This window comes from Rhizobium sp. 2YAF20 (assembly GCF_052114685.1).
In the GTDB taxonomy this organism is placed as follows: Bacteria; Pseudomonadota; Alphaproteobacteria; order Rhizobiales; family Rhizobiaceae; genus Rhizobium.
Genome location: NZ_JBFRFF010000008.1, coordinates 20,234 through 34,902, shown reverse-complemented (window position 1 = coordinate 34,902; position 14,669 = coordinate 20,234). Strand labels below are relative to the sequence as shown.

The window sequence follows — 14,669 nt, the reverse complement described above, 5'->3', positions numbered from 1 at the left end:
TCACACCAAGAGGAAAGTCATGGAAAAGACGATCAAGATCCCGAACATAGACCATCCGATTAGCATCGAGCCTGCCCCGTCGCATGTCGTGGTGTCTGTCGGCGGACGCGTGATTGCCGACAGCCGAAACGCCTTGTTGCTGAAGGAGGCTTCCTATCCCGCCGTGCTGTATATTCCGCGCGCGGATGTTGATATGTCGCTGCTTGCGCGCACCGACCACAGCACCTATTGCCCCTACAAGGGCGATTGCTCCTATTACAGCGTTCCGGCCGGGGGCGAGCGATCGAAGAATGCCATCTGGACCTACGAGACGCCCTATGATGCCGTTGCCGAGATCAAGGACCACATGGCGTTTTATCCCGATCGCGTCGATAGTATCGAAGTAACGCCTGCGGCCTGATCTTCCATTTCATTTTCGAATTCCCAACGATCAAGGAACCAGCATGATCCACGTCGTCGCCATTATCACTGCCCAGCCGGGCAAGCGTGATGCGCTGCTCGAAGCTTTCAAGGGCATCGTCCCAACGGTGGAGGCCGAAGCCGGCTGCATCGAATATGCTCCAGTCGTCGATGTGGCGGGTGCCAATCCGGCCTTCGGCGCCGACACGTTTGTCGTCATAGAGAAATGGGAAAGCATGGCGGCATTAAAGGCGCATGGGGCAGCTCCGCATATGGCCGCCTATTCGGCAGCGACGAAGGATCTTCTTGCCAGTGCCGCAGTGCACGTCCTTAGCGCTGCCTGATCGCCTTCTCCAAACCGCTGCGAGGGCCAGCCCCTTCAGCGAAGGGCCGGACCGCTGTTCACGTAGATCGCATAGAGCGAAGTCGTCGCGGTGATGTAGAGCCTGTTGCGCCGCGGTCCACCGAAGCAAAGGTTGGATACGCATTCAGGCACCAATATCCGGCCGATGAGCTTGCCATCGGGAGCATACACACGCACCGAATCTTCGCTGGAAGCGAAGATATTGCCATGGCGATCGACCCGAAACCCATCGAAGAGGCCTGCTTCGCATGTGGCGAATAGCCGGCCTTGGCCAAGGCTGTGGCCATCACCGCCGACGGGGTAGGCCCGAAGGGCGGCCGGCAGGCCTTGAACATGGGTTGCGCCCGTGTCCGAGACGTAGAGCGTCTTTTCGTCGCCGGAAAAAGCAAGGCCATTGGGCTTGACGAGGTCGCTTGCCATCAGCGACAGCGAGCCGTCGCCGGGGTCGATCCTGTAGACGTTCGATGCGCCGATCTCGGAGAGCGCAGCATAGCCCTCGTAATCGCTGTCGATACCGTAGGTCGGGTCGGAGAACCAGATCGAACCGTCGGATTTGACCACGACGTCGTTTGGAGAGTTCAGGCGCTTTCCCTCGAAGCGATCGGCAAGCGTGCGCCATTCTCCATCGTGGTCGAGGCGGCTGACCCGCCGCCCGCTGTGTTCGCAGGCAATGATCCGACCTTCGTGATCGAGCGTGTGGCCATTGTGGTGGCCGCAGGGCGTCTGGAAGATGTTGGCAACGCCTCCGACTTCGTCATAGCGCATGATCCGGTCGTTGGGAATGTCCGACCAGACAAGGTGACGGGCGGCCGGAACATAGACCGGTCCCTCTGTCCAGCGCCCGCCGCTCCAAAGATGCTCAAGCTTCGCCTGCCCATTGATCAGGGCTTTAAAGCGCTGATCGAGGATTTCATAGTGGCTCAACGAACTTTCCTCTCCTCACCGGTTATCCCATGGGCGCGAATTTCACAAAGCAGCGCCCCCCGGTTCTACATTCTCCGGCGACGAAGCTGATCGAAGTAGACGATGACGATGATCAGCACGCCGGTGATGATCCGCTGCCAGAAGGCGTTGACATTCAGGAGATTCGCCCCGTTGTTGATGGTCGCCAGAATGAAGGCGCCGATCAGCGGTCCCTGTACCGAGCCGATTGCGCCAAAAAGGCTGGTACCACCGATGACCGAGGAGGCGATCGCCTGCAATTCCCAACCTTCCGCCTGTGTCGCATTGCCGATGCCGATGCGCGAGGCAAGGAGCACGCCGACAAAGGCAGCGCAGGTCGCCGACAGGATATAAGCGAGATAGATCATGCGGTTGACGTTGACGCCGGACAGGCGCGCCGCCTCGCGGTTCGAGCCGACAGCAAAGAGATATCGACCCCAGCGGCTGAGATGCAGGAAGAAATAGGCTGGGATAGCCACGAGAATGACCATCCAGAACAGGCTCGGAACGCCGAGGAAATCCGCTCGGGCGAAGTCGGTGAAGCCTTCATTGACGATATTGATGGTGGAGCCGTTGGTAATCAACAGGCCGATGCCGCGAAGCGAGGTCAGCGTTGCCAGCGTGATGATGAACGGCGGCAAACCCATGCGCACGATGCCAAAGCCATGAAACACGCCGATCGCAACGCCCATCAGCAAGGTGAGGACGATCGACAGCCAGAGTGGAACCCCAGCCTGAATCAGCCAGGCAAGAATGACGCTGGTAAAGCCGACGATCGCGCCGACGGACAGATCGATGCCGGCGGTGATGATGACGAAGGTCTGGCCCAACGCCAGGATCGCCGTCATTGCCCCTTGGCGCAGCAGGTTGCTGATGTTGAGCGGTGTCCAGAAGCTGGCGGTCGAGATGCCGAGCAGGATCCAGAGGAAAAGCAGAAGGCCGATCAGCGTCAGGCTGAAGAGGATGTTCATCCGTCGGCCTGGTGCGGGGGCGGTAACCTCGGTGGTGGTGACTGTCATGGTTTTGTTCCCAATTTTTCTTGTGTCGCTCAAACGCCGATTGCTTCGCCGAGAACTTCCTCGTGCGACGCCTTGTGATAGTCGTGGCTCGCCACAAGTCTGCCCTGACGGAAGACATGCAGCCGATCGGCAAGCTCGTAAACCTCAGGCAGATAGGACGAAATCAGGATGATCCCGGCGCCCTGCTTCAAAAGCGAGGCGAAAAGGCGATAGATTTCCGCCTTCGTTCCAACATCGACGCCGACCGTCGGTTCGTCGAAGATGAATAGCTTTGCTCCGTGGCTCAGCCATTTGCCGATGACGATCTTCTGCTGATTGCCACCGGACATGCTGGAAGCGAGCACGCGGCGCGTAGGCGTCTTGATGCTGAGATTGCGGATCTGCCGGTCGGCATTGGTGGCCTCGTCACGGCGGCTGATCATCGGCCCGTTGCTCAGGCGCTCGAAGACGGGCAGGTTGATGTTGAGGCCAATCGGCAAGTTGAGGCAAAGGCCCTGGTCGCGGCGGCTTTCGGGGGCAAGCGCGATGCCGAGGCGCATGGCATCACGCTCGTTGCGGATATCGACCTTTTTGCCCTGCCAGTGAATTTCTCCGGCCGACACAGGCTGCCGGCCATAAAGGCCGAGCGCGAATTCGCTGCGGCCGGCGCCGATGAGCCCGTAGAGCCCGACGATTTCACCGGCATGAACGGTGAGCGAGACATCCTCAAATCGGGGACCAGAAAGCCCATGGACGTCGAGGATGGTTTCGCCGATCGGGATCGCTTCCTTGTGGTAGATCTGCTCGATCGATCGATTGATCATCAATGCGATCAGCTCGTTCTCGTCCGTCTCTCCGATGGTCCGCGTGCCGACATGCGTGCCATCACGCAGGACCGAGACGCGGTCTGCCAGTTCGAAGACCTCTTCCATTCGGTGGCTGATATAGACGATGGTGACACCTTCGCCCTGCAGACGGCGGATCAGTTTGAAAAGCTGTGCCGACTCCTGGCGCGTCAGATAGGCGGTGGGTTCGTCGAAGATCAGAAATTGCGTGCCGCGCATCGCCGCGCGGGCAGTGGCCACAAGCTGCTGCTGCCCGATCGTCAGAGAGCCGAGCAGGGCCGGCGCCGGCAATCCGAAGCCGAGATCATCAAGGACGACCTGCGCAGCCTTCTCCATCTCGCGCTTGCGCATGAGGCCGAACTGATTGAGCTCGTCGCCGAGAAACAGGTTGGCTGCGACCGTCAGGTGCGGGCAGAGCACGACTTCCTGGTGAACGGCATTGATGCCGCGAGCGATTGCCTCATTGGGTGTCGACAGCTGCACGGGATGGCCGCACCATATGACCTCTCCTGCCGTGCGCCTAATGACCCCGGTCAGAAGCTTTATGAGGGTCGACTTTCCAGCGCCGTTCTCGCCGACAATCGCATGGATTTCTCCCGCGAGAAACGCGATCGTCGCCGGCTTCAGCGCCTCGACATAGCCGTAGTTCTTCTGAAGACCCCTGAGTTCCAGTATCGGTGAGCCTGCGGGGACGCGGGCCGCCTCTGTTTTTTTGCTGTCATCATGCCGATGACTGATCTCTTCAAGGCTGGTCATGGAGTTCTCCTTCCTCACCGCGCATCGCCGGCCCATCTTGCGATGGGCCGGGATAAAAGCAAGCCTCGTCCGTTTGTGCCCGGGCGTGGTTTCGCTGTTACTTGACCTTGGGGTTGATCAGGGCGTCGATTTTAGGGTCGGACATATTGGCCTTGGTCACGAGATTTGCGCCGGTGTCGACGTTGGCTGCGACCTTCTCCTTCTTCGAGGCGGCAAGCGCCGTCTTGATGCCGTCATAACCCATCCGGTAAGGATCCTGGACGACGAGGCCGGCAAGGGCTCCTTCCTTGAGGAAGCCTACCGTCTTGTCGTCGCTGTCAAAGCCGATGACCTTGATCTTGTCACCGAGCTTGTTCTCAGCAATCGCCTGGCCAACGCCCTGAGCCATGATCAGGTTGGAAGCAAAGACGCCGACGAGAGTGGGGTTCGCGGTGATCAGGTCGGTCATCATGTTAAGGCCGGTGGTCGCCTGGCCGTCGGCATACTTGTCAGCGATGACCTTCAGGTTCGGATACTTGGTCTTGATCTGGTCCAGGAAGCCCTGACGGCGCTGATCGAGCGATCCGACGCCCGGCAAGCTGGTGATGATCGCGATATCTCCGCTATCCTTGCCAGTTGCTGTCTTGATGGCTGCAGCAAGGCCGTCGGCGGCGATGCGACCGCCCTGGACGTTGTCGGTCGTCAGGAACGAAGTGAACGCCTTGCTGTCGGCGCCGCTGTCGATGCCGATGACGGGAACCGACTTGGCAGCTTCGTCAACAGGCTTGCCGAGGGCCTTGAATTCCGTCGGCGAGATGACGACGGCGGCCGGCTTGCCGGCGACGGCGTTCTCAAGAATGCTGATCTGGCCGTTGATATCAGATTCCGACTGGGCGCCGAGTTCCGGAACCTTGACGCCGAGATCCTTGCCGGCTGCGCGGGCTCCTGCGAGCACGATCTGCCAGTAGAAGGACGTGGTATCCTTGACGATGATTGGGATAGTCACGTCAGCGGCATAGCTAGGGACGGGCGTGACAGCGGCAAGCATGGCCACGCCGGCAAGGGCAGTGAACGTGCGGCGAGACAGTATCGACTTAAACATGGTCATTGTTTTCTCCTCTCAAAGCGCTCTTGCTCCTGCATACCGCGCCGTTGAACGCCTTCGGCTCGGTACCATGGACGCCCGAAAAACGGGCACATGCATTGCGCGGGCGCCGGTGGGCGAGACGCGCAAGAACAGGCTTTTCTCCTCCTCGACGCCGTCCTTTGACGACGCCAATAGCTCCTACTCTCTTCAGACGCGAACCGCCTCATCTCCAAGTGGCGGTGCGACCAGAGTGAAATCGTCAAATTCGGCATATAGACTTTCCGGCAACCGCGGCTCAAAGAGCGGCATGTTGCGGTTGAGGCTGGATGCCTTTGCGGTACCGATCAACACCGAAGCGACGATCGGGTCAAGCAATGGAAATTGCATGGCGGGTGCTGCAAGTTCCAGTCCGTGGCGCCGCGCGACCCGTTCCATGCCTTCCACTTTGGCAAGAACCTCCACGGATGCCGGCATATAGTCGAAATGCGCGCCGGGCACCGGTCCCATTGCAAGGATTCCCGAATTGAATACGCCGCCGATGACGAGCGATGTCCCCTTCTTCCTGCAGAGGGGCAAAAGGTCCGCGACCGCCGAGCGATCGAGCAGGGTATAGCGCCCTGCCAGCAGAATGGCGTCGATATCCGCCTTGTCCATGACGTCGAGGCAAACTGGCACTTCATTGACCCCAAGTCCGTAGGCCGCGATCGTGCCCGACGATTTCAGCTCATCGAGTGCCTTGAGGCCAGAGCCGAGCAACTGGCCAAGATAGTGATCGTTGCCTGCCTTGCCATGGGTGTAGACGCCGATGTCATGGACGAAGAGCATGTCGATCCGGTTGAGGCCGAGGCGCGCATAGCTGAATTCGACCGACCGCATGATGCCGTCATAGGAATAGTCATAGTCGGCGTCGAAGGACAGCGGATCGACATAGCCGTAATCCGGAACGGTACCTGTCGGCACGGGATGCAGCAGCCTTCCGACCTTGGTCGAGAGCACATAGCTACCCTCCGGCTGGTCTCTGAGGAAATCGCCGAAACGCCGCTCGGCAAGACCGAGGCCATACCAGGGCGCCACATCGAAATAGCGGATGTCGTTATCCCAGGCCGCCTGCAAGGTCTCCATCGCCTGATCGCGAGGGCAGGTGCGGTAAAGTCCGCCCAAGGCCGCGCCGCCGAAACTGATTTCGGTAACCTCAAGACCCGTTCTGCCTATCTGCCTAGTCTTCATCAACTCTCTCTTGCAATGCTTGCAGATGTCAGTCCTAGAGCGTCGCACCCAGGTGCCAAGGCACGAACTCGTTGTCGCCGTAACCAAAGGCCTCGCTTTTCGTCTTCCGGCCGGAGGCGGTTTCGATCATCAGTTCAAAGATCTCGCGTCCCTTTCCGGCAATGGTCGCCTCGCCTGTGGCGATCGTGCCGCAATCGATGTCCATGTCCTCCTCCATGGCGTTATAGAGCGCTGAATTGCTGGAGAGCTTGAACGAAGGGGCAGGGCGCGAGCCGAAGCAGCTGCCGCGACCCGTGGTGAAAGCGATCATGTTGGCGCCGCCAGCTACCTGGCCAGTTGCCGATACCGGATCGTATCCCGGCGTATCCATGAAGACCAGGCCGTGGCCGGTGACGCGCTCGGCATAGCCATATACGGCGGTCAGCGGCGAGCGACCGCCCTTTGCCACTGCGCCAAGCGACTTCTCAAGGATCGTCGTCAACCCGCCACGCTTGTTGCCGGGCGATGGATTATTGTCGAGCGAGGCGCCGTGCAGCGCTACGTAACGCTCCCACCAGGCGATCTTTTCGTCGAGCTTGGCGGCAACTTCTTCGCTGACGGCCCGGCTGCGAAGGAGGTGTTCCGCACCGTAAATCTCGGATGTCTCCGAAAGAATGGCGGTGCCGCCTGCCGCTGCAAGGATATCGGCAGCAGAACCGAGAGCCGGGTTCGCCGTAATGCCTGAAAAACCATCGGAGCCGCCGCACTGAAGGCCGATAATGATCTCGCCGACGGGGATCGGCTCGCGGCGAGCGAGGCCGACCTCTTGGCAGATTTCCTTAAGCACACCCATCGCCAGTGCAACGGCGCGGCGCGAGCCGCCGGCATCTTGAATGTTGAAATGGCGCTTGCTGGCGCCAGCGCCGCTCTGGCCGTAAAGCGTCAGCTGGTTGACCTCGCAACCAAGGCCGATCATCAGCACGCCGCCAAAATTTGCATGGCGCGTATAGCCGGCAAGCGTCCGATGCAGCGTTGCCATGCCGTCGCCCGTGGAGCTCATGCCGCAGCCCTGGTCGTGGACGATCGGCACGAAGCCGTCGATGGCGCTATAGTGGGGCAGCAATGTCCGGTTCGCCTCTTCCGCAATGGCGCGGCAAACCGTGGTGGAACAGTTCACGCTGGCGATGATGCCGATATAGTTGCGTGTCGCAGCACGTCCGTCGGCGCGGCGGTACCCCATGAAGGTGCGAGCCTTGTCGGCCTGCGTCGCCACATCCGGCGGTGCGGAGGCGGTCGCTGAAAGGCGGTCGTTTTCGAAATGCAGGTTGTGGCTGTGAACATGGTCGCCGGCCTTGACCTCGGCTGTCGTGCGCCCGATCGCCTGGCCGTATTTCACGACGGCGGCGCCGATGGCAATATCCCTAAGGGCGACCTTGTGGCCCGGATCGATCTTCTCGCGGGTCAGAACGCCGTTGGCGATCACGGTATCCGGGGCGAGGGCCGCTGTCGCTACGGCTACGTTGTCGCCTTCAGACAGAATGATCCAAGGCTGGCTGTTCAACATCATCTCCCTGATCTGGCGACTGCTACATTGGCGATCGCGGATTGATTTTGTTTTTTATCTACAATAAACATTTTGAAGTCAACGGGGAAAAATCGATCCCCGAGACGGGAGAGAAACAGCCGCACGCAGCGAACGCTCTGATCGACAGGGGTGAGTTGCGAAGCTTTAGAATTTGGTTGCCATTCGGAGGTTTCCCGGAACCGCGACCAAGGCCGGCATTGCGGAAAGCGGGGTAATATGGCGAGACAGAATACGCTCTTCAAGGAGGCGTTTAACCGCTATGCTGCGGTGTTGGAACCGCATGCCGCGTTGCCTTCTGAGCCTGAAATCGCAGCCCAGCTCGGGATCAGCCGGAGCACCGCGCGCGCCATCCTGCTGCGCCTCAGCGACGCGGGAATCATCCGTTGGAACAAGCGCCAGAAGATCGTGCTGCGCCAGCCGACGGACGCAGACCTCTTTCCGCAGGAGGAGACGAACTCGCTCCACGACATTATCGAACGCAGCTTCATGCTTCGCATTCTCTCCGATGACGCACAGCCGGGGATGCAGATCAACGAACTGGAGCTGGCACGCGAAATCGGCTCGGGCACCACGAGCGTGCGGGAATTCCTCATCCGGTTCAGCCGTTTCGGATTGATCGAGAAGCGTCCGAACAGCCATTGGGTGCTCAAGGGCTTCACCCGCGAATTCGCGCTGGAACTGGCCGACGTGCGCGAAATGTTCGAGCTGCATTCTGCAGCGGAATTTGGACGATTGCCGGCAGATCATCCCGCCTGGTCGGATCTTGCGGAAATCGAGCGGGAGCATCACGAGTTATTGGCGAAACTCGACGCGCACTACAAGGAGTTCTCGCAACTCGACGAAAAATTCCACCTGCTCATCCATCGCGCGTCGAAGAACCGATTTATCGCGGATTTCTACGATGTGATTTCGGTGGTCTTCCACTATCACTACCAATGGAACAAGGCCTTCGCCAGGGAACGCAATTCGCGCGCCATTGGCGAGCATCTCGACTATATCGCGGCGCTGAAATCCGGCGACCCCGAGCGGATCGATACCACTTGTCGAAAGCATCTCGCCTCGGCGCGCCAGACCTTGCTCCAATCCATTCCACAAAACATCGCCGAGGAGACCGAGACCCCATGAAGACGCCCATCATGCAATTCGGTACCAGTCGCTTCCTGCAAGCGCATGCCGATCTCTTCATCAGCGAAGCGATGGAAAAAGGCGAGGCTCTCGGACCTGTGACCGTCGTCCAGACGACGAGTTCTGCCGACCGGGCAGAAAGGCTCTTCGGACTTGCCGTTGACGGCGGCTTTCCAGTTCGTATTCGCGGTATTAAGAACGGCGAGCAGGTCAATCGAACGCAGCGGGTAACGAGCGTACGCCGTGCTCTTTCAGCCGCGGCGGACTGGGCCGAGATCGAACGCGTCTTCGTCGAGGAAGTGGAACTCGTTCTTTGCAACACCGCCGATCGCGGCTACGATGTCTCCGGAGAAGACGACGAGCTGCCTAAAGGCTTGCCGACATCCTTCCCCGGCAAGCTCGCGGTACTCCTGCACTCCCGCTTCCGGGCGAACAAGGCGCCGCTGACAGTGCTTCCGTGCGAACTGATCAGCAACAACGGCGAGGTTCTGCGCGGTATCGTGGCAAGCCTTGCGCAGCGCTGGTATCGGGATTCCGACTTCAGCGACTGGATCAGGACGGATGTAATCTTCTGCAACACGCTGGTGGATCGCATCGTATCGGAAGCGTTGAAGCCGGCCGGTGCCGTGGCTGAGCCCTATGCGCTCTGGGCGATCCAGCGCGTCTCAGGCCAGACTTTGCCCTGTAGCCATCCGGCGATCGTGGTGGCCGACGATATCGCGCCTTTCGAGCATCTGAAGCTCTTCATCCTCAATCTCGGACACACAATCCTGGCAAATCAATGGATAGAGGGGGGCCGCCCGACCGATCTTACCGTCCGCGAGATGCTCGGCGATGCCGATACCAAGAGCTTTCTGCTGGACATCTATCGAAGTGAGGTCATCCCCGGGTTCGCGGCAAGGCAAATGGGGGATCAGGCGGAGGCCTATGTCCGCACAACGATGGACCGCTTCGAAAATCCCTTCCTCGATCATAGGCTCAGCGATATCGCCCAGAACCATCAGGAAAAGATTGTCCGTCGCCTTGAAGGCTTCATGACGTGGTCCGGCATAGCGGCGGCGAAACTGAGCGCGATCGCGCAGTCGGCGCGTTGAGAGATGCTGTGGGGTCATTCGACAAACTGCTTTCGTCGGCATAGAAGGAGCTTTTGTCAGAGCCCGGCATCGATCTGGCTCTGGCCGGACCTTCGAAGGAGTATGCGCGATGGCGGACGATGAGTTCATGGCTTTGTACAAGGCCGGGAAATTCAAGGAGGCGCTGGCCTTCATCAATGGCGGAGAAAAGGCCAAATATTCACCCAGCCGCTATGCCATCGACAAGAAACTCGGAAAGCCGGTCTTTTATCGCGGCAACAAGCGCGTCGAAAAGGACGAAAGCGGCGAATGGCAGCTGGCGAAAAACAAATTCCTGGATACCTGAAGGCCGTCGCAAGTTAGTGGCGTCGCCGGAGCGCGATCGCGGTTGAACCTTGAACCTCTTTAGGGCTAAGAGGGCGCAGCGATCCCGTTGCCAACAAGTACCGTCCCAATGTTCCGTAAAATATTCAATCCTCTTGGTGCGAACGCCGTTCTGGCGGGGATCGTCTTGATGCTCATCGGCAACTTCATGTTCGCGTTGAATGACGCGATGGGCAAGTGGCTGGTCGGCAGCTTTTCCGTTGGACAGGTGCTGTTGATGCGATCGGCGGGTGCCGCGTTCATTCTCGGCCCGATGCTCGCGCGCCAGGACCTTAACGCACTTATCAAGGTTCACAGTCCCGGTCTGCATGTGCTCCGGGTCTTGATGGCAACCGCCGACGTGACTTTGTTTTACGCCGCCGTCGTCCATCTGCCGCTTGCCGACGTCATGACCTTCTACATGGCGGGCCCGATCTATGTGGCGGCGATTTCGCATCTTTTCCTCGGCGAGAAGGTCGGCTGGCGGCGCTGGCTGGCAATCCTGATCGGATTTGGTGGCGTGGTGATAGCCCTTCATCCGTCCGCAGCGTCCTTGTCCTGGTCGTCGATTTTCGCGCTGGTGGGCAGTTTTTCCTATTCCCTGACCTTGGTGTTGAACAGGACGCTGCGCAACACGACGGATGCCACGCTCGTCACCTGGCAGACTGTCGCCGCGTTTCTAACGGGCATCATTCTCTCGGTCGGCCATTGGACCGCTCCGTCGCCGGTCGACGTCGTCGCACTGTTGCTGCTCGGCATTGTGTCCTGTTGCGCCCACCTCATGATCACCCGGGCACTGAAGCTGGCGCCGGCATCGCTTCTCGCCCCGCTCCAGTACAGTCTGCTTTTATGGGCGATCCTGTTCGGTTTCCTGTTTTTTGGAGATGCTCCGGGGCGGCAGATCCTGATCGGATCGGCGATCATCGTCTTTGCCGGCCTTTTCATTTTCCATCGAAAGGCGGTCGTCGATCAAGAGATTCCGACGGACGCGGTGCCGCGCGATGGACATTGAAACCAGCTCTTGCAGGTTGGACATCGTTGATGGCGTTGAAGTTAAATAAAGGTTTGCTGAATATCTGTGATGGATCAGGCACAGAGGCGACCATGAAACAGAAACTAACAGCTGCAACTCTCGTCGTCATGGTTGCCGGCGGCACGTCCGGCGCATACGCCGATGACTACACGGCCTATAGCAAGACCGCCGAGAGCGTCACTGGCGACATTTCCATGGATGATTTCAGCATTGTTTTCGCCAATGGTCAGCAGCTTGCGTTCTCGGCCCTCGTCAGCGACCACTTTCGCGTCGAAGGGCGCAAGGTCGGGGCATCGGTCTACAGCATCAAAGACCCGGCAGATCCGGAACTCGAAAACGGCAATCGACTTTGTGGGGAAGGGGATGTGACCTATCTGGCGACCTGGGGAGCCGGCAAGGGCCTGACGGCGGTCGCCGTCTTCACCGGCGACAAATCACCAACGAGCGACGAGGAAACGTGCGCCTCCTACGTCTATCAAGATCCCGAATAGCCAAATCGCAGCCGCCCGCTGCGCGCATAGCACATAGCTGCATTGCAAATTCTTGCCTATGATTTGAGCAGGGATGACGTATATTCCCAGTTACCGAAGCAATGCACCTCCTCCCGCAGAGCTTCGGTTTATTAGGCGACCTACTCCTCCTCCCAGGGTCGTCTATAGGATCGGCAACACTCCTCCTCCCAGTTGCTGATCGGTTCTTTTCGAAAGCCTGCCGCACCTCCTCCCGCGGCAGGCTTTTTCGTTTTGCGCGGCCTTTTGTACGTGGGAATTGAAGCGACGCGTGACAGGGCACGGCGCAGCAACCGCTCGTCAGTCACAGGACGGCTGTCGATGAGGGCATTTCAAACTATCTGGCGTCGGCCTGCCTGCGCTGTTTCATGCGGGCCAGCGCCTCAGCCTGCTGGCGCGCGCGCGGTTGTCCGCTGTCGGGTGCCGCTCTTTGAGCAACGGCATTGCCCCTGATGAAATTTGCCAGTGCCTTTATATTAGGGCGTTCGAACAGATCGTTCATCTGCAGCTGTGGATAGACGCTTTGCATCTCGCTCAGCACCGCAAACATCTGCAGCGACGTACCGCCCTGATCGAAGAAATTGGTGCTGACACTCACGTCAGGCACACCGAGCGCCCGCGACCAGATCGCCGCGATCTGCTGTTCCATGGCGTCACGGGCTTCCGGAATGAGTGGTGCCGACGCAACGGCGGGGGCGGGCAGGGCCTTGCGGTCGAGCTYGCCGTTCTCCGTCATCGGCAGTGCGGTGATTTCAACGATGGCGGACGGCAACATGAAGTCCGGCAAGCTGAGCGAGAGATATTCCCGCAGTTGCGAGGATGTTGCCGCTGTTTGCGAAGGAACGACATAGGCGACCAGCCGCGCCTCGCCGCTCGGTCCATCGGTGCGGGCGATGACAGCACAGGCGTTGACGCCGATGTGTTTGGCAAGCAGGCTTTCGATTTCGCCGGTCTCGATGCGAAAACCGCGAATCTTCACCTGATGGTCGCTGCGCCCCAGATATTCGAGATCGCCGTCGGGAAGCTGCCGTGCCAGGTCGCCAGTCTTGTAGAGGCGCTGTCGTGGGCCTCCTGCCCGGGCCCATTCTATGAAGCGTTCCGCGGTGAGTTCCGGACGGTTCAGGTACCCGCGGCACACGCCGCCGCCGCCCACATACATCTCGCCGATTTCGCCGACGCTCACCGGCATGCGCTGCTCATCGAGCACATAGATTCGAAGGTCGGGGATCGCAGAGCCGATCACGCTGCCGCGCCCCTTTTCGACATCGGACCAATCAATCGGCCGGTAGGTTACGTGCACGGTCGTCTCCGTTATGCCGTACATGTTGACCAGTTGCGGCTGTGTATCGCCGTGGCGTTCGAACCACGGCCGGAGCATCTGGAGCTCCAGCGCTTCCCCGCCGAAGATGACGTAGCGCAGCGAAAGGCTGTCGGCGGGCAGGGCGGCGCGTCGGTCGGCATCGATCAGCGTGCGGAACGCCGACGGTGTCTGGTTCAAAACCGTGACCTTCTCGCTGATAAGCAGCTGCAGGAAATCGCTCGGCGAACGGCTGACGAGATAGGGCACGACGACCACCCGTCCGCCATAGATCAGCGCGCCCCAAATTTCCCAGACGGAAAAGTCGAAGGCATGCGAATGGAAAAATGTCCAGACGTCCGCAGGGCCGAAGCCGAACCAGTGCTCCGTCTCGGTGAAGAGACGCGCGACGTTGCGATGCGTGACCTGGCAGCCCTTGGGGCGACCGGTCGAGCCCGACGTGTAAATGACATAGGCCAATGCGTCCAAGTCAGCATCGATGACAGGTTCGCCTGCAGGTTCCAGCTCCAGGCTTTGCCTGTCCGTGTCGATGAGGATCACCCGCATGTCGTTTTCGGGAAGCGAGGAGCGGTTTGTCGAGCTCGTGACCAGAGCGATGGGTGCCGCGTCATCAAGCGTGAATTGGAGCCGTTCTCGAGGATAACTCGGATCGAGCGGCAGGTATCCTGCGCCCGACTTCAGTATGCCAAGCAGGCCTACGACCATGTCGATCGAACGTTCGAGGCCGATCGCAACAAGCTTTTCCGGGCCGGCGCCGAGCCGCTGCAATCGATGTGCAAGCTGGTTGGCTCGTATATTGAGTTCGCCGTAACTGATCGAGATACCGTCGCAGGTCACTGCCATCCGATTTGCGTGCAACATCGCCTGCTCGGCGATGAGCAAGTGGATTGGCATATCAGCGGCGATTCTGTTGGCGATGTTCATGCGTACTCCATGGAGCCTGCTCGAACTGCAGGTGCTCTTCCCTTGCAAACCGCTGCCTCCAGACAAGCATCTGCCTGCAGCTTGACGTTATCTCTAGCGATCGAAACGACGTATGCGCACGAATGGGATTACCCCTATGCTGGAGCGCGCCGGCCCACATTCC

Annotated in this window: 14 protein-coding genes; 7 read left to right on the top strand and 7 right to left on the bottom strand. The window is 59.6% G+C overall.

What is annotated here, in order from left to right:
• Positions 1–19: 19 nt before the first annotated feature.
• On the top strand, positions 20–400 hold the full coding sequence (locus tag AB4Z52_RS12915; protein ID WP_442218318.1) for a DUF427 domain-containing protein: 381 nt from the start codon (positions 20–22) through the stop codon (positions 398–400).
• Positions 401–443: 43 nt separating this feature from the next.
• Positions 444–743: a putative quinol monooxygenase gene (locus AB4Z52_RS12910; RefSeq protein WP_442218317.1), complete on the top strand. Its 300-nt coding sequence runs from the start codon at positions 444–446 to the stop codon at positions 741–743.
• Positions 744–778: 35 nt separating this feature from the next.
• On the opposite strand, the gene AB4Z52_RS12905 is transcribed toward AB4Z52_RS12910, so the two are convergent.
• From AB4Z52_RS12905 to AB4Z52_RS12880, 6 genes are all read right to left on the bottom strand, one after another.
• On the bottom strand, positions 779–1,687 hold the full coding sequence (locus AB4Z52_RS12905; RefSeq protein WP_442218316.1) for an SMP-30/gluconolactonase/LRE family protein: 909 nt from the start codon (positions 1,685–1,687) through the stop codon (positions 779–781).
• A gap of 65 nt (positions 1,688–1,752) precedes the next feature.
• Positions 1,753–2,724 (bottom strand): ABC transporter permease, encoded by a 972-nt coding sequence (locus tag AB4Z52_RS12900; RefSeq protein ID WP_442218315.1) that lies wholly within the window; start codon positions 2,722–2,724, stop codon positions 1,753–1,755.
• A 29-nt stretch (positions 2,725–2,753) separates the two neighbouring features.
• Positions 2,754–4,304 carry a sugar ABC transporter ATP-binding protein gene (locus AB4Z52_RS12895; RefSeq protein WP_442218314.1) on the bottom strand — a complete coding sequence of 517 codons (1,551 nt, stop codon included), beginning with the start codon at positions 4,302–4,304 and terminating at the stop codon, positions 2,754–2,756.
• Between the two features lie 97 nt (positions 4,305–4,401).
• Positions 4,402–5,391, bottom strand: coding sequence for an ABC transporter substrate-binding protein (locus AB4Z52_RS12890; protein ID WP_442218313.1), 990 nt, complete (start codon positions 5,389–5,391; stop codon positions 4,402–4,404).
• 186 nt (positions 5,392–5,577) lie between these two features.
• Positions 5,578–6,597: an aldo/keto reductase gene (locus tag AB4Z52_RS12885; protein WP_442218312.1), complete on the bottom strand. Its 1,020-nt coding sequence runs from the start codon at positions 6,595–6,597 to the stop codon at positions 5,578–5,580.
• Between the two features lie 34 nt (positions 6,598–6,631).
• Entirely contained in the window at positions 6,632–8,137 is a 1,506-nt protein-coding gene (locus tag AB4Z52_RS12880; RefSeq protein ID WP_442218311.1) for a UxaA family hydrolase, read from the bottom strand.
• Positions 8,138–8,377: 240 nt separating this feature from the next.
• Between AB4Z52_RS12880 and AB4Z52_RS12875 the strand changes: the two genes are divergently transcribed.
• The 5 genes from AB4Z52_RS12875 (at position 8,378) to AB4Z52_RS12855 (ending at position 12,246) form a co-directional block, all read left to right on the top strand.
• Complete coding sequence (locus AB4Z52_RS12875; RefSeq protein ID WP_442218310.1) at positions 8,378–9,286, top strand: GntR family transcriptional regulator; 909 nt, start codon at positions 8,378–8,380, stop codon at positions 9,284–9,286.
• Positions 9,283–10,380, top strand: coding sequence for a mannitol dehydrogenase family protein (locus tag AB4Z52_RS12870; protein WP_442218309.1), 1,098 nt, complete (start codon positions 9,283–9,285; stop codon positions 10,378–10,380). The genes AB4Z52_RS12875 and AB4Z52_RS12870 overlap by 4 nt, the downstream gene beginning before the upstream one ends.
• A 109-nt stretch (positions 10,381–10,489) precedes the next feature.
• The gene (locus tag AB4Z52_RS12865; RefSeq protein ID WP_442218308.1) at positions 10,490–10,705 is read left to right on the top strand and encodes a hypothetical protein; all 216 of its coding nucleotides are present in this window, start codon (positions 10,490–10,492) and stop codon (positions 10,703–10,705) included.
• A gap of 108 nt (positions 10,706–10,813) precedes the next feature.
• Entirely contained in the window at positions 10,814–11,734 is a 921-nt protein-coding gene (locus AB4Z52_RS12860) for a DMT family transporter (protein ID WP_442218307.1), read from the top strand.
• A 92-nt stretch (positions 11,735–11,826) separates the two neighbouring features.
• Entirely contained in the window at positions 11,827–12,246 is a 420-nt protein-coding gene (locus AB4Z52_RS12855; RefSeq protein WP_442218306.1) for a hypothetical protein, read from the top strand.
• A gap of 355 nt (positions 12,247–12,601) precedes the next feature.
• Here the strand turns inward: AB4Z52_RS12855 and AB4Z52_RS12850 are convergent, their stop codons facing one another.
• Positions 12,602–14,506, bottom strand: a complete 1,905-nt coding sequence (locus AB4Z52_RS12850) for an amino acid adenylation domain-containing protein (protein ID WP_442218305.1) — start codon at positions 14,504–14,506, stop codon at positions 12,602–12,604.
• Positions 14,507–14,669 lie beyond the last annotated feature (163 nt).